Genomic DNA, 22118 nt, shown 5'->3' on the forward strand with positions numbered 1-22118 from the left:
ACCGGTAATTTTTCATTCTTCATGGTTACCCAATGCTCCGCACCCTGACCGTTAAAAATATCCCATCCTTTAAGTAAAGCCAGGGATACGGCCCCGAGGAAATTATGGCCGCCGCCGCCAACTTCATAATTGCCTGGCGTAAATGAGCGTACCTTAAGTGATTTTGCAGTATCAGAATACCACACAAAGGATGTTTCGGAATAGCCAAACTCACGGGCTATGTTGTAGTATTGAGCTAATTCCAGCTCGCCATCACACCATACTACTGATAGTGGATTGCCTTTATATAGTTGGTTGGTGAATACATCAAGGATATAGTATGGTAACTTTTTCATAGGTAAAGGATGTTTTTGCTTGTCGCAAAGTAATGAAGCTCTGTATATTAAATGTCAGCTCAGTTTAAAATTGAACAGGGAATTATTGATATTTTATGATGCATATTATATTTTATCAATCTTTTGCAGGGTTGAAAGTTTGATCCTTGTGTAAGGATGGACTGGCTAACTCACCTCAAACAGCATATGAAGATGATTAAAACGATTTATCAACTTGATTAATTGCTAATTAAACGTAAATTTAGCCGTTACAACATACTACTAAACCTTACATGAAAAAACTAATTCTGCTACTGCTGACTTTTGTTTGCATCTCCCGTATTTACGGCCAAGCCATTATACTTGAAAAAAACAAGGAATTTGAAATTGATTTACATAACCTAAATCACTTTACAGATTATACCGAAAATTCAAACTACATATACGCTTTTAAAGTATTAGGGAAGGATGGCGTAAATACTTTACTTGATTGCCGAATGGTAAAAGCAGTTATATCTAATGCCAATAAAAATCCTATAAACAGTAATGCGTTAAATAGTGACAGTGTCAGAACAGCAAGACTAAATTCATCCTGGACACTGACACCGCTGGCCTTATTACAACAGTCTTTTACAATAACAATGGCTCCCAATGGCGATTTGGTGAAAATTAATGGTGTTGACGAGATTTTGCAAAAAGCAGCAGACCGGTGGGTATTAAACGACAATATTACAGCTGAATTAAAAAATAATGGAGTGGAATTCATCAAGGCTGCTATTGAAAAAATATTCCCCCAACTGCCTAAGCAAATAATAGGATACAGAAGTGAGTGGACCGGCAGGTATTTAAACTTTAAAGCTACTGCCATTAACGGATCGCTCCTTTATCTCGCTATAGTAGGGAAAGATAAGGAGGATATTGCAGGCTCAGGCATTTTTAACCAGGTGACCGGGCTTTTTGAACAACTACAATATAAAACACTATTAAAGCTCTTTGACATAAATGGCAAAACTGAAAGCTATATTGATTTAAATTATAAGCAAAAACTGCGTTACGGAAGCGGGCATTATTTAGCGGCAGATACTGCATGGATCAATATGCTGGTAAAAACCAATCAATATTTTGGAAAGGCTTTCATGAATAAAATGGATTTTGATAGTACCAGGGCATTCACCTATCTAAGGGCTCACGACACCGCGTTTGCAAATGACCCATATTATGCAACGGCCAAACTTGATCTTGTACAGCGTGGGGCCGGCAATAACTATGAAGTGTATGGTAAACAACTGCGGAGTACTCCTGCCAAATTTTTAAAAGGGAACGAGGTGCACTTATACAATAAATTCACCGAGTCAATGAATACGTCGGCCGATTCGGCTTATGAGGTGAGCAAGTACATGTATCAAATGGACGCTTTTAATGGTTTGGTGCAAGAATCGTACTCCCAAAACTTTTTATCTTTAGAATCGCTCGACCTGTTGCAAAATGATGACTTTAAAAAGTACGTTGCCGAAAAGAAACTTTCGGATGCGGATGTGAAAAAGATGCTGGATGAGATGAATGAGAAACGCTTCGTGACGGTAACCAATAGTGCCAAATTACTTTCAATGCTCCATCAGGATAAAAACCCTTTAATGCAGCAAAAGATCAATCCCTTGTATTTATGGGTAAATGCTAAAGGTCATGAAAATGATAAAGTGGTTTTATCAAAAACGGCCAGTGCGTTTATGAAGATGAAGGATGATGAGATAAAAAATGGTAATGGTGGGCGCTATGCCTTACTGTTTTATAAGCAACTTATATCAAGTTCTCAAAAAGTTAAGGCGGAGGCATTACTTCAAAAAACTATTGAAAATCTTGAGCGGCTTTCCGGAGATTCCCTAAATAAAGATCGTTATGCGCACAAAAATATATTGGCCTATGCCTGGTACTTAAAATATCAGGTTGCAAAGCCTGCAGATTCTGTTAAGGCACTGCAATACCTTTCAAAAGCTGCTGAATATTCGCCCACTGGCAATAAGGAAAAAGCATATGTTAGTAATTACGACCGGTTCTTTTTGCATTCGAAAGAAAGTTATCGTCAGCAATTTGTTGAACGCTTATTTGCCCTTGGGGATAATGAACAAGCTTTAAAAGTTTTTGCTGATCATATTAATTCGGCACCAACCAGTATTGACGAAATGCAGAAAATTTATGAGCAGCATTTTTCGAATAAAAAATTTAAGGACTTTTTTGCAGCTAACATCCTACCATCATGGCAGGCCGCACCAAGTTTTGTTTTAAAAGGCATTGACGGCAAAGAACGTTCTTTGGCCGAATTTAAGAACCATTGGCTGGTTATCGATTTTTGGGGAACCTGGTGCCCTCCTTGCCGGGATGAAATGCCGGCTATTAATGTTTTTAATAAGGAACTTAAAGATGGAAAATATACCGGGATCAATTTTTTAAGCGTAGCCTGCCGGGATAACGCCGAGAATGTAAAAGCATATCTCGCTACCAATAAGTTTGATATCCCCGCCGCTATGGCAAATGAGACTATCGAAAAGCTGTACAAGATCGCTGGTTATCCGTCAAAGATCCTCGTATCGCCCGAAGGAAAGATGTTGGCATTGAAATTTGGGGATGATTGGGCTGGAACTATCAAGAAGTTTAACGACATGTATCCGGTAAATAATTAGACCTGCATATCGGGATAATAGTAAATGCGGTATATTTAGGTATGAGAAAACTTATCCTGTGCGCCTTTATCCTGTTATCATTAAAATCTTTCGCTCAGCAAACTGAAAAGGACGCTATTAAGCAAACTATCAATGCCATGTTCACCGCCATGCGGAAGGGCGATAGTACTATGCTGCGATCAACTTTTGCCAAAGGAATAGCTTTTCATAGCGTAGCTAACAAAAAAGATGGCACAACAGCCTTAGAGATCGAAAACCCTAATGACTTTATAAAATTGGTTGGCACCCCGCATAAAAGTGTTTATGACGAGCGGGTAACCTTTGCCGATATCAAAATTGATGGTCCGCTGGCCAGTGTTTGGGCTCCATACAAGTTCTATTTAGATGACAAGTACAGCCATTGTGGCGTAGATGTTTTCCAGCTGATGAAAACCGCAGATGGCTGGAAGATCATTTATATTGTTGATACCCGGCGGAAGGATAATTGCCTGGAGTGATGCTTACATCACACCCAGCTTCATCATCCCATAAAATAAACCGGCGCAATGCATAGCTTGTTTTATCTCGTTATTAAGCAGTAATTGTTTTACCTCTTCAATGGTGTATTCTTCAACAATAAGTTCTTCCAATTCGTCAAGGTGTTGGCCCTGTACTTTTTTACCGCCTTTGGTAAAGTAGGTAAACGTTTTATTGTTTGCTGTGGATGGGTTGCCATACACCGTGCAGATCAGTTCAAATTCATCAAACTGGTAACCGGTTTCTTCCAGCAGCTCGCGGCGTACGGCATGTACCGGCTCTTCACCTGCATCGATCACACCTCCCGGAATTTCGAGCGAGGTGACACCCGCAGCATGGCGGTATTGTTTAACCATAAGCACCTTGTTATCTTCGGTTATGGCCACTGCATTAACCCAGTTTGGGTATTCGAGTACGTAATAATCTTCAACTATTTTGCCGTTTGGCATTTCGCATTTATCAATGCGGAGCGTGGCCCAGGGACCTTTGTGTATGTATGATGATGAAAGTAATTTCCAGGTGAGATCTTTACTCATAGTTGTTTTGCAGAAATTGATAGATAGCGTTACGTTTATTTATATTCTCAAAAGAGGTGCGATGGTGGTCTTTCTCCAACCGGTTAAATATAGAAATGATCTTTTGTAAGGCAGCTAATGTTTCATCGTTAGCAACAAAAGGCTCATAATACATATGTAATAATTGGGCTAAAGCGTCCAGTTTATCGGCCGAATAATTTCTTTCATCAAGCAGAAGGTCAAAATCTTCGATACTTAGTTCAAGTAATTCAGGCAGTTTAAGATCATACTCATCCTGTAAAAATTGATCGGCATGTTGTATAAACGCTTCAGGGTTTGCCGCATTTTTTAAGCCGACAAGCCTTGTTATTGAGTATACTATTTTTTCGATCTCTCTTAAGATAAAATCTTTTTGCATAGGTTAGGTGGTTATATGATGTAAGCGGACTTGGTAAATGGTTACCAGCTGCCGCTTGAACCGCCGCCACCACCACTGCCGCCGCCAAAGCCTCCGAAGCCACCTCCTGAATCGCCACCACCAGAAAAGCCGCCCCAATCGCCCCCGCTGCTGCGGCCGCCACCGCCAAGCATATTGCCTGCCAGGAACCACCAGAATGGGCTTGCGCCGCCACGGCGACCAATGATCTGCCTGCCGCCACCTCCGCCACCGCGGTTACGGAATACCAGTATCAGGATAACAACCACTATCATCAGTACAATAAGCCCGGCAGAACCGGTGCCGCTATTGTTTTGCTTCTTTTTGGCTGCCTTATACTCGCCCTTCATGGCTTTGAAGATGCTGTTTGTGCCAGCATCAAGCCCGCCATAATAGTCGCCTTGTTTAAAGTGCGGTTTAAGGTCGTTTTGGATAATATCCTGCGTAACAATATCAGGTAAGGAGCCTTCAGCACCGTAGCCGGTTTGGATACTCATTTTACGGTCGCCGATAGCTACCAGTACCAATACGCCATTGTTTTTGTCCTTTTGCCCTATTCCCCATTTGCGTAACAGCTGAACGCCATAGTCATTGATATCATAACTACCGGTCGATTTCAGGATAACCACCGCAATTTGTGTTGAGGTAGAATCATTATAGGTAACCAACTTAGTTTCCAGCCGCTGTTTATCAGCAGGGCTTAGTGTGTTGGTATAGTCGGTAACAAGGGTATTAGAGCGTTCCGGGAAATCCTGCGCCATTGCGGTAATAACGCAAAGTATAAATCCGAAGAACAGTATAAACTTTTTGAACATGTTTTTAGTTTTTAATCGCCATCCATAAAGGCAATATCATCGGGAAGTTCGTTTTGGTCGCCGTCGTGATGAGGGAAGTATTTTTGAAGTTGTTCGCCGGCAATTTTAAGGCCTGTAACAATCCCTTCAACAATATCGCCGTATTTAAAATGCTGCAGCATATCATCACGGGTGGTGTCCCAGAAATCGGGAGGAACTACCTGGTTAATGCCGGCATCGCCTATGATGGCAAACTTACGGTCGACAGTGGCAACATATACTAACACTCCATGCCTGAGCTTGGTTTTATGCATATTAAGCTGTTGGAAATATTTTGCCGCGCGGTCAAGAACATTCTCGCTGCATCTTTTTTCAATGCAAACCCTGATCTCGCCCGATGAGCGGCTTTCAGCCTCTTCAATGGCCTTACGGATGCGCTGCTGCTCCTCTTCGTTAAATACAGCCATATTTTTTATGATTACACCGATTGTTTTTTTGTGATTACACCGATTTTTTGTTATCCCGCCAATTCAAATGAAATCGGTGAAATTTATAGAAATCGGTGTAATCCCGTAAAATTAGTTAAACTCTACTTTTGGGGCTTTATCGGCACCTGGTTCAGCAGTAAAATAGCCTTTTGCAGAAAAGCCGAACATTTTGGCAGTTATATTGGCCGGGAATGAGCGGATCTTGCTGTTATATTCCTGAACGGCATCATTGAAATCTTTGCGCGATACATTGATCCTGTTCTCTGTACCTTCCAGTTGAATTTGAAGATCATGGAAGTTGGAGTTCGATTTCAGGTCGGGGTAATTTTCGGTAATCGAAAGCAATTTGCCAAGTGCAGCGCTTAGTTCGCCTTGTGATGCCTGGAATGCTTTTATTGATTCGGGTGTAAGTTTGGTAGGGTCAACCTGTACAGATGTTGCTTTGGCCCTGGCCTCAACTACAGCGGTTAAAGTACCTTTTTCAAAATTGGCTGCACCTTTTACGGTGTTAACTAAATTAGGGATCAGATCGCTGCGGCGTTGGTAATCGCTTTGTACAGCTCCCCATTTTGCCTTAACAGTTTCATCTAATTTAACCATACTGTTGTAGCTGCATGAACTTAAAGACATAGCAGCTACTATAATTAATATAGCCGAGAATAACTTTTTCATTTGTTTTTCGTGTGTTTTATGTGATGTTTTTGTTTAGAGTACAATTCACGTACCGTTGTTACAAACGGTACGCGCTGCTGACAAGGTGTCAAGGTACGGCTTTTCGATAAATTATAGAAGGATGTGAGGTGCAAGACGTGATATATGAGAAATTTTGCACAATATATGAACGCTTATAAAAGCAGAAAGCCCCGTAAGGGGCTGTAGCTTTATAATTGATCAGTGTAAATCCTTTTAAAAACAAGATCGGTTACCCTGCCAGGCAATGCTCTTCGCGCATGGTGAGTTTGGCTACCATGTCTTTTAATAATGTACGGGCGCGGTGCAAAGTGGTGCGCGATAATAGTTCGCTCATGCCCAGTGATGAGCCGATCTCCTGGTGTGAGTAGCCTTCAATGGCGTACATGTTAAAAACGGAGCGGTATGTCTTTGGTAATTTTTGCACCAGTTTCATCAGATCTTTAGCTTCGAGGCCATTATCATTATATGAACTGCTGATAGGTATAGCCGAAGCTTCTTCAGCGGCAAAGTCATCAACCAAAACCATCGGTTTTAATTTACGGTAACGGGATATAGCGCAATGTACCATGATACGGCGGATCCATCCTTCCAAACTACCTTCGCCACGGTAGTTTTTCATGTTGCGGAACATTTTTATAAAACCTTCCTGTAATATATCTTGTGCCTCGTCTTTATCAGTTGCATAGCGCATGCAAACTGCCAGCATGCGGGGGGCCAATAGCCTGTATAATTGCTCCTGGCTCTTTCTGTCGTTGCTCAGGCAACCATCCCATATTGTGTGTAAGCGTTCGTCGGCGGTAGTCATTGTTTTATTATTTAAATACATGAGGTGCATGCCAATCTAAGTGCCATTTTGTAAATTATTGATTTTCAGTAATTTATTTTTTATTGGCTTTTAAAACTGTTCGATAGCGTACGGTCATTGTGCAAAGCCGAACGGTTTTGGGGGTATTAAACGCTATTGAAGAAAGCTGAATGATCATGGTTTGCGTCACAAACGCAAACCCGTTTTAAGAGGCCGTATCATAAATCAAATTGGCCACCCTTGGTGTTGTGTTACCTGCGAATTGAAATTTGGCTAATAGTATTTATACAAAAAAGGGGGTTAACATATTTTCTGCATAAAAACTATTAATTATCTGATTATGAGATATGTAATTGGATGTTAACCCTGAAGTGTGTTAACCCTGTTAACCCCCTTTTGTTAGTAGATTCAATCCAACTCAAAACTATATATTGCTTAAGTATCTGCATAAGTCAAAAAAAGAGGTTGATCTTTATGATACAGCCTCAAGGTGAAAATAAGCGCAGTTAAAAATTGCTGATCAAAAGCTCCCCCTTTAGGGGGCTGGACGGGTGGTTTTTTCTTAACTTTGTACCATCCGGGATAAAAACCCGGCATCAGTCATGACAAAAGAAACAGAGATAGTTTGTCCTCCCGGGCAGCATGAAGATGAGGCGGTTTTGAAACAACTGGCTTCATCTGCACTTAAAATTCCCCTGAAAAACATTACGGCTTTAAAAATTTTAAAGCGTTCAATTGATGCGCGTGGACGTCGTGTAGTTTACCGTATGCAGGTGAGGGTTTTTATGCAGGAGGCCTATCAGCCCGAAATTTTTACCGTCAATTATCCCAATGTACAATTTGGCCGACCGGTAATTATTGTAGGTGCAGGCCCTGCCGGTTTATTTGCTGCGCTGCAATGCATTGAGCTTGGGTTAAAGCCTATTGTTATTGAACGCGGCAAAGATGTAAAACAACGCCGTCGAGATCTGGCCAATATCAACAAACAGGGCCTTGTTAACCCCGAATCAAATTATTGCTTTGGCGAGGGAGGGGCCGGCACCTATTCGGATGGTAAGCTGTACACCCGCTCAACCAAGCGGGGCGATGTGAACCAGGTTTTAAAAATGTTTGTGGCTCATGGAGCTGCCGAAGATATACTGATTGATGCACGACCACACATCGGTACCAATAAGCTGCCGCAGATCATTACTGCTATGCGCGAAACGGTGCTGAACGCTGGTGGCGAGATCCTGTTTGATACTAAAGTAACTCAATTGCTGGTTGATTTTGGGAAGATCAAAGGTGTGAAAACATCAACCGGCGAAAAAATAGTTTCAGATGCTGTGATCTTGGCTACAGGGCACTCGGCCAGGGATGTGTTTGAAATGCTGCACAGCCAAAATATTTTGATCGAAGCCAAACCTTTTGCTTTGGGGGTAAGGATCGAGCATCCGCAGGAAATAATTGACCGTGCCCAATATCATTGCGAATACCGCGGGCCAGATCTACCGCCATCATACTACAGCCTGGTTGAACAGGTTGATGACCGCGGCGTGTTTTCTTTTTGCATGTGCCCCGGCGGTATTATAGCCCCATGCTCAACCGAAGCCGGTGAGATCGTGGTGAACGGATGGAGCCCCTCAAAACGAAACAATCCGTTTGCCAATTCGGGCACCGTGGTGCAAATTAATTTAGAGGATGTTGCCGGCGATGATAGCGATCCTTTTAAAATGCTCAACTTTCAAAAGCAGGTTGAGCAGGCTGCTTTTATAGCTGGCGGCGGCAACTTGGTAGCACCTGGACAACGAATGGTTGATTTTGTGCAAAACCGTTTATCAACCGATTTGCCGGTTAACTCATACCTGCCAGGCACCAAGAGTGTTGAGCTGAAAGAGGTTTTACCCAATTGGATCAACGAACGTTTGCGTAAAGCCTTGCCTGTGTTCGGCAAAAAAATGAAAGGCTATTATACCAACGAAGCCATTTTGGTAGGTGTTGAATCGCGTACATCATCACCGGTAAAAATTCCGCGCGATAAGGAAACCCTGCAGCATCCGCAGATCACCGGTTTATTTCCATGCGGAGAAGGCGCAGGTTATGCGGGTGGTATAATTTCTGCTGCTATTGATGGCATTAACTGTGCAACTGCTGCTTTAAAAATATTATCATGACCACATCTCAAAAATTAGCCAGCGAGCTCGAAAGTGTTTTATCCGGTGAACCATGGTATGGCCCCTCGGTTTATGCTATTGTCGACGGCATCAGCTTTGAAGCTGCTTATGAAAAGCCCGTGGGCTCGGTGCATAATATTGCCGCTATTATTTTGCACATGACCGGATGGACAGAAGAAGTAATGGACCGCATGAATGGCATGGATGCCCAGCTACCGGTACGCGGTGACTGGCCTGAACCAGGCCTGCCCGACGAACAAAAGTGGAAATGGATTGTTGAAGATATAAAGCTGGTGAATGTAAACCTGGCAGGCTTTATCCAAAACTTTCCGGAAGAAAGATGGAGCGAGGTTGTTGCCGGTAAATCGGGATCTGATGAGGCTGGCGAAACTTACGAGCAGCAGGTGAGCGGTTTGATACAGCATCATATTTATCATTCGGCTCAAATTGCTTTACTAAACAGGATGATCAATGGCTGATAAGAAAACATTAATATTAGGGGCAACACCAGATACCAGCAGGTACGCCAACTTTGCGGCCACCCGTTTGGTTGAACGCGGCCATACTATTGTTAACGTTGGCATAAAAACAGGCGAGGTTGCCGGTGTGCCCATTGAAAAGCCCGAAACCATACATCATGACATCGATACCATTACGCTGTACGTTGGTCCGCAAAATCAACCGCCGTTGTATGATTATATCCTGAACACCAATCCCAAAAGGATCATATTCAACCCAGGAACCGAGAATACCGAATTACGGCGTAAAGCCAATGAGAAAGGTATTGAAACGGAGTACGCTTGTACGCTGGTGATGTTATCGGTAGGGGAGTATTAGACATCGTAACCGTAACTTTTAATTATTGGCCGCCAGTAGTCGAGGTGTTTATCCCAGGCATGGCATCCAAATGACAGTTTATTTTTGTTTATTGTCATTGCCCTTTCCGGAAATAGTTCGACAGAGAAATGAAGAGCTTTTTTATACGACGGGATATTCAGCACCTTCCTTTTCCGGTTAACCTCGATACTCCAAAAAACATCTTCGTTAAAGTAGTGATCATGATTAAGGCTTAAATACCGTTTTGCCTCGCTTTGCATGTCAATACAAAGTTTGTGAAACTTTTGTACCCTTCGTAAGGAGAAGCCGCCGTTACCAACCTTGTTTTCAATTTGCATGGGTGATGGACGGCCATCTTTTTGCACATCGAATTTAGCATGTGACCAGCGCTGTATCTTTGATTTTATAGCCTTAACAATATCCGGGTAATCATATTTACGTATCCAGGGCGCACCAATATAATCATAGCCCTTGGAGCACCATTGCATCAACTCGTCCCTGAATACAAATGCATCAAGTTGGTGGATCAATATAAAATCGTATTTTAAAAAACTCCGGTAAAATTCCTCCGAGAGCATAAGTTCGTTATAGCTACTAATATCTTTAAAATACCTGTTATCAAAATTGATCACACTAATATCTGATTTAACTTCATCAGGTAATACCAGGTTATCCGGTTTAATAATAATAATATCATGGGCCGATAAGATCTTGGTTGCCTGTGCAAAAGCTGCCTGTTCAAGATTATTTATGACGGGTTTATAAAAAGGGATTACTACTGCTGCTTTCAATGTTGATGTCTGAGTTTTTAAACTTCATTTTTAAACGTCGCCAACGCGACCATAAAAAGTTATATTACAGGTTTACGCCTGGGTATTAAAAGCCTGCATATCTATCAGCTTCTTGTAAAGACCATTGTTTTGAAGTAACTCGGTATGCGATCCCCGTTCAACAATACAGCCATTTTCAAGAACAAGAATGATATCCGCGTTTTGTATGGTGCTTAAACGATGTGCGATAATAAGCGAGGTTCGGTTCTGCATCAGGTTGTTCAAAGCTTCCTGCACAAGTTTTTCCGACTCGGTATCCAGTGCGGATGTTGCTTCATCCAATAACATAATGGGCGGATTGTTCAATACCGCGCGTGCAATGCAAATCCGCTGGCGTTGGCCGCCCGATAGTTTTGTGCCGCGGTCTCCCGTATTAGTTTGGTAGGCGTTAGTTGTTTCCATAATAAAATTATGGGCATTGGCTATGCGGGCAGCAGCTTCCACCTCCTGCTGTGTTACATTGGGTTTGCCGAAGGCGATGTTGTTAAAAATAGTATCGTTAAACAAAATAGACTCCTGGTTAACTATTCCCATTAATGCCCTTAATGATTCCATGGTAACGGCTTGGATGTTTTTGCCGTCGATAGAGATCGTACCAGACTGAGGCTCGCTAAACCTTGGCAGCAAATCCATTAAAGTTGATTTACCACCGCCCGAGGGGCCAACCAGGGCTACTGTTTTTCCCTTCGGGATTTCGAAGTTAACGCCTTTTAATACATATTTTTCAGTTTCAACCTCAGGTTTTCCGGTATCTGCCGCTTGTTTACCATCAGATTTAACGGTATAGGCAAATGATACGTTTTCAAATTTAACCTTATCCTCAAAGCCGGTAAGTTCTGTTGCATCGGGAGCATCAACAATTAGTGGCTTCTCATCTATCAGCGCCAGTACACGTTCGCCTGCTGCAATGCCTGAGTGGATATTACTAAAAGAATCAGATATGGCTTTAGCCGGGCGCATAACCTGCGAAAACAGGGCAATGTAAACTATAAAATCAGATGCAGCCAACGTGCCGGTACCGCTTATAATTAACGAGCCACCGTATAATACGATTCCTGCAACCATCAATACACCTAAAAATTCGGACACAGGTGAGGCCATTTGCTGCCTCTTGGCCATTGAACGGGTAATTCTGGAATATTCCCTGTTTTCGTGATCGAAACGGTTTTTTATAAACGGAACAGCATTAAATGCCTTGATGATCTTAATGCCCGATAAAGCTTCATCAAGGTTACTGATCATGTTACTGTAAGTTTGCTGTGATTCGGCCGCCTGTTCTTTAAGGCGCTTAACTATCCTCGATATGATAAAAGCCGAAACAGGGATTATCAGCATGGAAAACAAGGTTAATTTAACTGATATTACAAACAGCATTACCAGGTAGGCAATCAATTGAAAAGGTTCTTTAAAGGCAACCTGTAAAGTACCTGTAACTGAAAATTGCACCACCTGTACATCCGCCGAAATTTTTGACATGATATCGCCCTTGCGCTCGTTACTAAAATAGCCCAGATGCAGGTTCATTACATTGTTAAACACAGTGCGGCGCAGGTTAAGCAACGTGTAGATACGCAGGTTTTCCATTATTCGCTGCGATAAATACCTGAATAAATTGCTTAATAATACTGATGTCACAATAGCTATACAAACAAACTTCAAAGCGCCAAGCGGGCCATAGTACTGATTGGCCGTATGGGCGAAAAATTCAAAATCTTTAATAGGGTCCCACCAGTTTTTGGGTTTGATAATTAGGGCGTTTGCCGCGTGTTTATCAAAGATTGTGGTGAGTAACGGCGCAAGTAGTGCGATGTTAAGGGTATTAAATATTACCGAAAACAAAGTACATATAAAGTAAGGAAACGCGAATTTTCCTATTGGGCGGGCAAATGATAGAAGCCTGAAATAAATCTTCATTAATAATTTTAAAAGTGCAAAGCTAATAGTAATTAAGTAATTAAAACGAGCAAAAATATAGAAGCGATCAAGGCGTTTTTGCCGCCCTTGATAGGTAATACAAAAGGGCGGTTCAAAAAACTATCTGATTTTGTTATGCCTTTATAAAAGATTGCGCTTAACTAAGCGCAAAAGCATACGTGGCTGAAAACTATATATGGGAAAGGTATTAGATAACTTTGATAAAGCTATTGATTATGTAGCCGATCATTTTTCATCAAGTACTTCGCGATAGAGCTGTAAATATTGTTTTGCTGTTTCATCCCAGTTGAATTTTTGCGCATGAGCCTTTATTTTTTCGGATGGGTTGTTTTCACGGAAATGCCGCATGCCTTTATTAAAGGCTTTCTGCATCTCTTTACCATCAAAATTGGGGAAATAATAGGCGCAATCGCCGGCAATTTCGGGTAACGAAGTATGAGTTGAAACAAAAACAGGCTTGCCATGGTGCATCGCTTCTATCACCGGCAAGCCAAATCCTTCGGCTATTGAGGGAAAAACGAAGGCTCCGCAATTTTTATAATACCAGGCTTTATCATTATCTGATATTGTTCCAATTATTTTCACCCTGTGTTCAACACCGTATTTTTTTGCTTCTGCCATAACTTCTTTTTCGTACGGAGTTTTTATCCCGGCTATAATAAGCTCAAAGTCATTATCGGCCAGTAAGGCTGGCAAAACGTGGAAGTTCTTTTTTGCTGAAACTATACCTATGGTGAACAGAAAGTTGTGTTTGGGCTGGTATGCAGGTAAGTGGCCTTCAGGTAATTCAAGTTTGTCGGCACCGTTGTAAATAACAGTTAATTTATCAATAACGTTGGGGAAATAAGTAGCAACATCATCGGCCGCAAATTTTGAGATGGTTACTATACGATGGCATTTGTTAATGCGTTCGCCCAGTTTTTTCAGATAGTGCTTTAATTTTTTTTCGCCGATATTTTCATGTATCTGGTTGATATCATGTATGGTCATGATCTTTTTATATTTGCTGTGTACCTTTTTGGGTTTCAGCCTCGAAAATTGATCGGTAAAATGGAATAGTTTTATGCTGTCTCTGTTTATGAAAAAAAACTTGTGATATTTTTCACGGTAATGCCGCTTCACTTCATCATGATCAAAATCAGCTGTAGCGTCATATAAAAAATAACTCAAATCAAAATTTTCGTTTTCTTTTATCAGTGCTTTTCCCAGGCTTCTTCCAAAATAAAATAAGCCTGTATTGGGATATTGCATCGAATCAAACGTTACCAACACACGAGGTTTATTCATATCCATGTCTTAACTTTCTCTGACACCATAAACGGCGTAATTGTTTCTAAATTGTTTGTCCCGCTTTCCATGTAACCCGCTTTTTTGCCAACAGGTGCCCATCGGCCCGGGTGTATTGGCCTTAATGAGGGGAATAATCCAAGAGTATTGATCCCCGTCAAAGCAGCAATGTGCAGCGGACCAGTACCTGAAGCAATAAGCCCGCCAGCTTTACTTATAAAAGTTATTAATTGCCCCAATGACATCTGCCCGGTCATGTCCTGCACTGTTGGTGGGAGTGTTTGGATCCAGTTTGTAAGCAAAGCCTTCTCATTTTCAGAGCCGGTTATGATGACATTGAATTTATCGGGCGGCAGGTTATTTATAAGTTCTGCAAAATTATCCAGGCCCCATTCCATGCCGCTGCCGTGCGATTTTGGATGGATGATGAGATTAAACTTATCACTTGCAAGTACATCGGTTAATGCCGGTGTCAGGTCAACCTTACTATGGAAATTATTATTTGCTATAATGTCAGCTAAAGAGGGTACCTGTCTAAGTCCTAACGGCTTTAGTAAAACCAGGTTAAGCTGTGCCTCATGCAGATCTGATTTTTTGCGGCTTAGTTTTACCAGCTTATTACAGGTATACCAGTGAAATACCCTGTTGGTTGTTCCTATTCGTAGTTTGATACCTGCCTGTTTTGCTACTTTTGCAATATGTTTATTGGGGAGCACATGTATAATAGCATCAACGTTCTGCTTTTGGATATATGCGATCTGTTCGCTGTCAGGCAGTTTTTTTAGCTCGTCGTAATTAACAAACGCATCTATTGAAGCTATGGTATTAATTACCGGCTGTGTATATGTACGGCCTAAAAATGAAACCTTAGCGCCATGAAATAATTGTTTAATATATGCTGCTACGGGTAATGTAAGTACAACGTCGCCAATTGCGTCAACCCTGCTTATTAAAATATGCGGTGTTTTTATATGATCGATATCGGTCATTGTTTTAATGAATTACATTACGGGCAGATTAATAAAATGCTACACTTCAATTTGCAATGATAAGATTAAATCTGCTATAGGGTTAATGTAATTTTCATATCATTGTTGTATTTAATGTGCATCTTTTTATTGTGGATATTAATAAGTCATCTTATTAATTTGATGAATAGTTTATCATTTCAACTATTGGTGTTTTATTTAAGTATTAGCCGTGTATGATGGATAATAATATGGAATGTATCCAAAACCGGGTAAATAAATCAAACCGCATATGTAACGGAGTTTAATATTGCTATTAACGTGTTTACTATATAATGGGTAGATTTGAACATTATTATCAATTGGTTTGAACTTGCAGCAGAATATCATTGGTGAAATAAATTTTCGGGCTATCGCACGGGCATTAACTGTTGTTGAAAATGACCTTAATGGTAGTAGCGCATTGCTCAAAAGCCTTAAATTTAATAAAAAGTGCCCGGTTATTGGTATTACAGGGCCACCCGGCGCGGGCAAAAGCACACTGGTAAACGGGATCATCGATATACTTTTAAAAGATAAAAAAAAGGTAGCTGTACTGGCCATCGATCCTACATCGCCCTTTAATTTTGGCTCGCTGCTTGGCGACAGGATCAGGATGGCCTCACATTTTAATGACCCTGATGTTTTTATCCGGTCGTTGGCTACACGGGGCTCCTTAGGAGGTTTGTCTGCAAAAACCATTGAAATGGCTGATGTATTGAGGGCGGCTGGTTTTGATTATGTGCTGATTGAAACAGTAGGTGTTGGCCAGTCTGAAATTGAAATTACCGGGCTTGCTGACATTACCTTGGTTGTATTAGTGCCCGAAGCAGGTGATGAGATTCAGCACATCAAATCGGGATTGATGGAAATTGCTGATGCCTTTATCATTAATAAAGCCGATAGGGAAGGAGCCGAAGTATTTGCCAATAATTTAAAGAAGATCATCGGGCGTAGCGTTGACGGACAACCATCCATATTTAAAACTACGGCATCACAAAACCAGGGGGTTGATGATATCGTCGCCTTTATACAACAAGCTAATTTACCACAAAACAACAGGCGCAAGCTGCTGCTGACCGAAAAAGTATACAAACTTATTCAGCAAAAAATGATGGCAGGTATAGACAAAAAAAAGCTTCAGCTTGATATAGCTGAAGCTTTAAAAAACGGAAGTTTTAATCTGTATAGTTTTGTGGATACCTATGTATAGTATTTGATTAGCTCAATGTAAAGGAAATTCCAATCGGGCTATTTTTTTTATACAGATTTAATGTGAATTAGCTGTTCATGATTTCTTCAATGTGTTCTGCTTCAACCGGAATGCTACCCATTAAGTCGATATTGCCGTTGCCGGTGATGAGGATATTGTTTTCAAGGCGGATACCCAGGCCTTCCTCTGCAATATAGATCCCCGGTTCGCAGGTTAATATATTCCCTGCTTCAAAATTCTTGTACCTGCTTGCATAGTCGTGAACATCCAGCCCCAGGTGATGAGAAGTGCCATGCATGAAGTATTTTTTATACAGCGGCGCGTTTTTGTCCTGTTTTTCAACATCATGCCTGTCAAGCAAGCCAAGGCCAATTAGTTCGCTGGTCATGATCTTGCCAACCTCGTCCTGGTACTCGTTCCAGACGGTGCCGGCAACAATGAGTTTCGTAGCCTCACGCATCACGTTTAAAACGGCGTTATAAACCTGGCGCTGGCGGGCAGTAAAACGGCCGCTAACCGGTATTGAGCGGGTCATATCAGCATTGTAATTTCCATATTCGGCACCAAAATCAAGCAGTATCACGTCGCCATCGTTACATACCTGGTTGTTATCATTATAATGTAACACAATGGCATTGGCACCCGAAGCAATAATGGGGTTATAGGCATGACCGGTAGCCCGTTGCCTGATAAACTCGTGAATGATCTCGGCCTCAATTTCATACTCGGTTACGCCTGGCTTAGTGTATTTTAAAACGCGTACAAAAGCATCACGTGTAATATCGCAGGCTTTTTGTGTAAGCTCAATTTCAATTTCTGATTTTATTACCCTCAGGTCGCGTAAAATGGGGGCCGAACGCGTATAATTATGAAGAGGGTACTTTAGCTTAAGGGCCTCAAACATGCGATAATCGCGGTAAGGGACGGTATGCGCATATCGGTCATTTTCATTGGTGTTAATGTAAATATTTTCGGCATAGTTAATAATACCATGAAGTATAGTATCATATTCGTTAAGCCAAAAAATACTCTCGATGCCTGATGCCTCACGTGCTTCTTCTTTGGTGTATTTGTGACCTTCCCAAATAGCTATGTGTTCGTTGGTTTGTCTTAAAAAAAGTACTTCTCTGTATGCCTTATTAGGACAATCAGGGTATAAAACCAGGATACTTTGTTCCTGATCAATACCTGTTAAGTAAAAAAAATCGGGATTTTGTTTAAACATAAATGCCTGATCACCACTGCGCGGGAACTCGTCATTTGCGTGAAAAATAGCGATTGAGTTGGGTTTTGTTCTTGAAACGAAATTTTTTCTATTATTTGTAAATAAGCTATTTTTTATCGGCAGATATTTCATATTTATCGGGTGATTATTTTATTAAATCATTTTTTTTTAGTTATTTGTGTAACTATTACAATTTTTGGAACAATGTTTGGTCATGTATTCAAACATAATTACTAATTTTGAAAAAAATCACAATTAAAATCGTTTAATCTTAAAAACTATGAATTATTCTACATTAAAGAAAACAGTCGCATTGTCATTTGCTTCTTTGATGGTTGCGGGTTTGGCTAATGCGCAAACCGATTCAACCAAAACAACGGCAACTACAACGTCATCTGAAACCCAAACCGCTAAGGTATTTGGTGGTTTAGGCCAGTACAGGAAATTTAGCATCGGCGTAAACGGTGGTGTTACTTCTGCTGTTATTGCTACCGGTGGCCGTAACAATGACTTTACCTCTCATCCTATCAGCTATGGCTTTGGTCTTTATTTAAAAGAACAATTAGCACACTCTTTTGCTTTGCAATTAGATGTTACAGGTGGTAAAGTTAAAGGTAAAAATGATCCTGCTCCTACTGCAACAGGCGATTATGTATCGTATGATACCCGTTTTTGGCAAGCAAGCATGAGTGCTGTAGTTAACGTTGCTACTATCGACTTCATCCGTCGTAAAAATGCAGTTAACTTCTACTTAAAAGGTGGTGCCGGTATGGCTTTCTATGATCCAAAAGTAACCAGGGTAGGTGCTGATGAATTTCATTTCCACAACCCAACAACTGATGGCAGCCACTACGTAAAAGAGTTTGTTGTTCCTGTAGGTGCTGGTGTTAAGTTCCGTTTAAGTGATGCGGTTGCATTAGATTTGGGCTATACCCAAACTTATGTTGATGCTGATAACTTTGACGGCCGTAACCAAGCTTATCCAACAAAAGATCACTACTCATATGCTTATGCTGGTTTAGCCTTTACTTTAGGTTCAAAATCAAAACCAGTATTAGAGTGGGTTAACCCGGTAGCTATGATGTATGACGAACTGTATGATGCAGCTTTACGTCAGGAAGTTGAAGCTTTAAAAGGCCGTGTTGCTAACGTTGAAACTGCTGTTAATGACCTGAAAAAAGATTCTGACGGTGACGGTGTTGCTGATCAGTTTGACAAATGCCCAGGTACTGCTGCAGGTAGCGTAGTTGATGGTTCTGGTTGCGTTATTGTATTCCCTAAAGATACTGTTGCTGCTACTCCAGCTGCTGCTGCTTACTCAAACATCCAGTTTGAATTTGATAGCTCAGTATTACGTACTTCATCTTACCCAGTGTTAGATGCTACTTCAGCTGACTTACGTTCATCTGGTACTGCTGTTGAAGTTGACGGTTTCGCTTCATCTGAAGGTACTGCTGCTCACAACTTATCTTTATCTAAAGACCGTGCTAACTCAGTAAAAACTTACTTAGTTAACTCTGGTGTTGATGCTAAGAAAGTGAAAGTAAAAGGTTACGGTGAAACTAACCCAATTGCTGACAACTCAACTGAAGAAGGTCGCGTACTTAACCGTCGTGTTCAATTCAAAAAGAAATAATATCTGATTAAATATTATTTGCGAAGGCTCCGGATAACCCGGAGCCTTCTTTGTTTTATAAGGTTTTGTATTTGATAGTTACACCTTATATAATAGGTATGGGTTTACGGAGGCAAAATTTTGCGTAAGTTTGTGTAATGTATTTCTTCAGGAAAAAAGACCCAAACAGGCCCGATAACTTTAACTTGCGGGTGATGCATTTTATAAATGCGCTGGCTATTATTATGTTCCTGGCCGGGATTATCTGGAAACTGGTACAGGTATTTATACTCAAAAAATGAAAACAATCATCAATACCAACAATGCACCTGCCCCTATTGGGCCATATAGCCAGGCTACTTTAGCCGGTGGTTTTTTATTTGTATCGGGCCAGATCCCTATTGATCCGCTAAGCGGCGAACTCATCAGCAGCGATATCAAAGCTGAGGCTACACAGGTAATGGAAAATATCAAAGCCATTTTAACCGAAGCCGGCCTGGGGTTTGACAACATTGTAAAAACCAGCATATTCTTAACTGATCTGCAAAACTTTGCACAGGTTAATGAAGTTTACGGAACATATTTTTCTGCCGACTTTCCGGCCCGCGAAACTATCCAGGTATCCGCTTTACCTAAAGGAGTGAATGTGGAGATCTCGGTTATAGCGGTTAAGTAAGATTTTTGAACCGTGATTTTTAGGATTTAGGGATCGACTTGATTTTTCTGAACCGGAATTAAACGAATTAAGGAATTTATCGAATTTGATAAGCATGCTGGTAATCCTTTAATTCCGGTTCAGGCATTATTCTGTTAATCCTACCCCCCCCGAATCACGGTTCAGATAACTTTGCGTTAGGGATAGGAGCGGATACCGGCTATGTGGCTAAGGCCTGTGCTGTATGAGCGGATAGCCCGGCCGCAGGCAACGCCCAAATTCATTTTGCAATTTAGAGCAGGCGGTTTGCAGTTGTTTTTTTGTTGTCTAACCTGATTAAATTAATTAAGGAACTTTAATCGCTTTCTGATAATTCCTTAAATTCTATAAATTCGGGTTCAGGCTACATCTGCATCCGGATTGAACTTAAAGTTATATCAACTAAATTTTACGCTAACGCTGTAGCGAAAGGTTTAAACAGTTAATCAATGAATCCTTTTCAAACGCCGCTTGTTTATTTAAAAGGTGTAGGCCAGTCGAGGGCCGAAGTTTTGAAAAAGGAGCTTGAGCTGCACACCTTTGAAGATCTGCTGCGCCATTTTCCGTTTAGGTACATTGACCGCACCCGTTTTTATAAGGTACGGGAAATACGTGAAGAACTGCCCTATGTACAGGTGCTGGCGCGCATAGTAAGTAAAGAGATTGTGGGCGAAAAGCAAAGCCGCCGCCTGGTTGTTAAGGCTAAGGACGATACCGGTATCATCGAACTGGTATGGTTTAAGGGCATTAACTGGATTGAGAAAACTATCATTCCCGGCAAGGTTTATATACTGTTTGGCAAGCCCGGCTTTTTTAATATGATGCCACAGATGGCACATCCCGAAATGGAGTTATACCTGCCGGGTGCACAAAAGCAGGGCAACCTTTCCTTGCAGCCTGTTTATAACTCCACAGAAAAGCTTAAACAATTTTCGTTAGATAGCAAAGGGATCCAAAAGCTTACCGCTGTATTGCTTGACCTGCATGCTAAAGACATTCGCGAAAACCTGCCCTTGTATATCATAAACCAGTTTAAGCTGCTTAACCGTGCCGATGCTTATCGTAACATTCATTTTCCGGGTGACGCAACTTTGCTTAATGAGGCGGTATATCGTTTAAAGTTTGAAGAACTGTTTTTTCTTCAGCTTAAATTACTTAAAAATAAGCTGCTGCACACTCAAAAGTTTAAGGGGAATGTGTTTGATAAGGTAGGCCATTATTTTAATGAGTTTTACCATAATAAATTGCCTTTTACCCTTACGGATCCGCAAAAGCGTGTATTGAAGGAAATACGGCTGGATACCCAGCGGGGCATACAAATGAACCGCTTGTTGCAGGGCGATGTAGGCAGTGGTAAAACCGTGGTGGCGTTGATGAGCATGCTGATAGCTATTGATAACGGTTTTCAAACCTGTATTATGGCACCAACCGAGATCCTGGCCAGTCAGCATTACCAAACTATCAAAAGCCTGGTAGGCGATGATTTTATTGAGGTAGCTTTATTAACAGGCTCAACCAAACAAAAGGAGCGTAAGGTGTTACATCAAAACCTTGAAGAAGGCTCGCTTAAGATACTGGTTGGCACCCATGCCCTTATTGAAGATAAAGTACAATTTAAAAACCTGGGCTTTGTGGTGATTGATGAGCAGCACCGTTTTGGTGTTGAGCAGCGGGCCAAGCTTTGGCGAAAAAATGCCATCCCTCCGCATATATTGGTGATGACGGCTACGCCGATACCGCGTACACTTGCCATGACCCTTTATGGTGACCTTGATGTTTCGGTAATTGACCAGTTACCGGCCGGGCGTAAACCCATTCAAACGGTTCATTATTATGAAAATCAGCGCCTGCGAATGTTCGGTTTTATGAAACGGGAAATAGCGTTAGGCAGGCAGGTTTATGTAGTATATCCGCTGATCCAGGAAAGTGAAAAGCTTGATCTAAAAAATCTGGAGGATGGTATCGAGGCTATGTCGCGCGAGTTTCCGCTGCCTGATTTCCGGCTTAGTATTGTCCATGGTAAAATGAAGCCTGCCGATAAGGATTTTGAAATGCAGCGCTTTATTAAACACGAAACACAGAT

22 protein-coding genes are annotated in these 22118 nt (G+C 41.3%); 10 read left to right on the top strand and 12 right to left on the bottom strand.

Features of this window, described 5'->3' with window-relative positions; genetic code table 11:
• Positions 1-335 (bottom strand): PhzF family phenazine biosynthesis protein (locus tag VF500_RS11730; RefSeq protein ID WP_330859844.1); only part of this gene is annotated, 335 nt, incomplete at its 3' end.
• Positions 336-607: 272 nt separating this feature from the next.
• On the opposite strand from VF500_RS11730, the gene VF500_RS11735 reads away from it, so the two are divergent.
• Together VF500_RS11735 and VF500_RS11740 are read left to right on the top strand one after the other, a co-directional pair.
• The gene (locus tag VF500_RS11735) at positions 608-2992 is read left to right on the top strand and encodes a DUF6263 family protein (protein ID WP_330859845.1); all 2385 of its coding nucleotides are present in this window, start codon (positions 608-610) and stop codon (positions 2990-2992) included.
• A gap of 41 nt (positions 2993-3033) precedes the next feature.
• Positions 3034-3489, top strand: a complete 456-nt coding sequence (locus VF500_RS11740; protein ID WP_330859846.1) for a nuclear transport factor 2 family protein — start codon at positions 3034-3036, stop codon at positions 3487-3489.
• A 3-nt stretch (positions 3490-3492) separates the two neighbouring features.
• Here the strand turns inward: VF500_RS11740 and VF500_RS11745 are convergent, their stop codons facing one another.
• From VF500_RS11745 to VF500_RS11770, 6 genes are all read right to left on the bottom strand, one after another.
• Entirely contained in the window at positions 3493-4044 is a 552-nt protein-coding gene (locus VF500_RS11745; protein ID WP_330859847.1) for an NUDIX hydrolase, read from the bottom strand.
• The gene (locus VF500_RS11750) at positions 4037-4441 is read right to left on the bottom strand and encodes a hypothetical protein (RefSeq protein ID WP_330859848.1); all 405 of its coding nucleotides are present in this window, start codon (positions 4439-4441) and stop codon (positions 4037-4039) included. Before VF500_RS11750 ends, VF500_RS11745 begins: the two co-directional genes overlap by 8 nt.
• Before the next feature lie 41 nt (positions 4442-4482).
• Complete coding sequence (locus tag VF500_RS11755) at positions 4483-5274, bottom strand: TPM domain-containing protein (protein ID WP_330859849.1); 792 nt, start codon at positions 5272-5274, stop codon at positions 4483-4485.
• Between the two features lie 11 nt (positions 5275-5285).
• Positions 5286-5720: a TPM domain-containing protein gene (locus VF500_RS11760; RefSeq protein ID WP_330859850.1), complete on the bottom strand. Its 435-nt coding sequence runs from the start codon at positions 5718-5720 to the stop codon at positions 5286-5288.
• Positions 5721-5831: 111 nt separating this feature from the next.
• Positions 5832-6413, bottom strand: coding sequence for a LemA family protein (locus tag VF500_RS11765; protein WP_330859851.1), 582 nt, complete (start codon positions 6411-6413; stop codon positions 5832-5834).
• A 250-nt stretch (positions 6414-6663) separates the two neighbouring features.
• Positions 6664-7239 (bottom strand): sigma-70 family RNA polymerase sigma factor, encoded by a 576-nt coding sequence (locus VF500_RS11770; protein WP_330859852.1) that lies wholly within the window; start codon positions 7237-7239, stop codon positions 6664-6666.
• 602 nt (positions 7240-7841) lie between these two features.
• Between VF500_RS11770 and VF500_RS11775 the strand changes: the two genes are divergently transcribed.
• Genes VF500_RS11775 through VF500_RS11785 form a run of 3 tightly spaced genes read left to right on the top strand, consistent with a single transcriptional unit; the run spans position 7842 to position 10229 of the window.
• Positions 7842-9392, top strand: a complete 1551-nt coding sequence (locus tag VF500_RS11775; protein WP_330859853.1) for an NAD(P)/FAD-dependent oxidoreductase — start codon at positions 7842-7844, stop codon at positions 9390-9392.
• The gene (locus VF500_RS11780) at positions 9389-9871 is read left to right on the top strand and encodes a DinB family protein (protein ID WP_330859854.1); all 483 of its coding nucleotides are present in this window, start codon (positions 9389-9391) and stop codon (positions 9869-9871) included. Before VF500_RS11775 ends, VF500_RS11780 begins: the two co-directional genes overlap by 4 nt.
• Complete coding sequence (locus VF500_RS11785) at positions 9864-10229, top strand: CoA-binding protein (RefSeq protein WP_243485644.1); 366 nt, start codon at positions 9864-9866, stop codon at positions 10227-10229. Before VF500_RS11780 ends, VF500_RS11785 begins: the two co-directional genes overlap by 8 nt.
• On the opposite strand, the gene VF500_RS11790 is transcribed toward VF500_RS11785, so the two are convergent.
• From VF500_RS11790 to VF500_RS11805, 4 genes are all read right to left on the bottom strand, one after another.
• Positions 10226-11020, bottom strand: a complete 795-nt coding sequence (locus VF500_RS11790; protein WP_330859855.1) for a DUF5672 family protein — start codon at positions 11018-11020, stop codon at positions 10226-10228. The genes VF500_RS11785 and VF500_RS11790 overlap by 4 nt on opposite strands.
• Before the next feature lie 72 nt (positions 11021-11092).
• Positions 11093-12973 (bottom strand): ABC transporter ATP-binding protein, encoded by a 1881-nt coding sequence (locus VF500_RS11795; protein WP_330859856.1) that lies wholly within the window; start codon positions 12971-12973, stop codon positions 11093-11095.
• 246 nt (positions 12974-13219) lie between these two features.
• On the bottom strand, positions 13220-14281 hold the full coding sequence (locus VF500_RS11800) for a glycosyltransferase family 1 protein (protein ID WP_330859857.1): 1062 nt from the start codon (positions 14279-14281) through the stop codon (positions 13220-13222).
• Entirely contained in the window at positions 14278-15270 is a 993-nt protein-coding gene (locus VF500_RS11805) for a glycosyltransferase family 9 protein (protein ID WP_330859858.1), read from the bottom strand. Before VF500_RS11805 ends, VF500_RS11800 begins: the two co-directional genes overlap by 4 nt.
• Before the next feature lie 346 nt (positions 15271-15616).
• Between VF500_RS11805 and meaB the strand changes: the two genes are divergently transcribed.
• Positions 15617-16501: a methylmalonyl Co-A mutase-associated GTPase MeaB gene (gene meaB / locus VF500_RS11810; protein ID WP_330859859.1), complete on the top strand. Its 885-nt coding sequence runs from the start codon at positions 15617-15619 to the stop codon at positions 16499-16501.
• A gap of 67 nt (positions 16502-16568) precedes the next feature.
• On the opposite strand, the gene VF500_RS11815 is transcribed toward meaB, so the two are convergent.
• On the bottom strand, positions 16569-17858 hold the full coding sequence (locus VF500_RS11815) for an aminopeptidase P N-terminal domain-containing protein (RefSeq protein WP_330859860.1): 1290 nt from the start codon (positions 17856-17858) through the stop codon (positions 16569-16571).
• A 148-nt stretch (positions 17859-18006) separates the two neighbouring features.
• Between VF500_RS11815 and VF500_RS11820 the strand changes: the two genes are divergently transcribed.
• The 4 genes from VF500_RS11820 to VF500_RS11835 all read left to right on the top strand — a co-directional run.
• On the top strand, positions 18007-19362 hold the full coding sequence (locus VF500_RS11820) for an OmpA family protein (protein ID WP_330859861.1): 1356 nt from the start codon (positions 18007-18009) through the stop codon (positions 19360-19362).
• A gap of 137 nt (positions 19363-19499) precedes the next feature.
• Positions 19500-19643, top strand: coding sequence for a DUF6728 family protein (locus VF500_RS11825; RefSeq protein ID WP_162997005.1), 144 nt, complete (start codon positions 19500-19502; stop codon positions 19641-19643).
• Positions 19640-20017 carry a RidA family protein gene (locus VF500_RS11830; protein WP_330859862.1) on the top strand — a complete coding sequence of 126 codons (378 nt, stop codon included), beginning with the start codon at positions 19640-19642 and terminating at the stop codon, positions 20015-20017. Before VF500_RS11825 ends, VF500_RS11830 begins: the two co-directional genes overlap by 4 nt.
• A gap of 467 nt (positions 20018-20484) precedes the next feature.
• Positions 20485-22118 (top strand): ATP-dependent DNA helicase RecG (locus tag VF500_RS11835; protein WP_330859863.1); only part of this gene is annotated, 1634 nt, incomplete at its 3' end.

The sequence above is a fragment of the Mucilaginibacter sp. genome, assembly GCF_036383575.1.
Lineage (GTDB): Bacteria > Bacteroidota > Bacteroidia > Sphingobacteriales > Sphingobacteriaceae > Mucilaginibacter.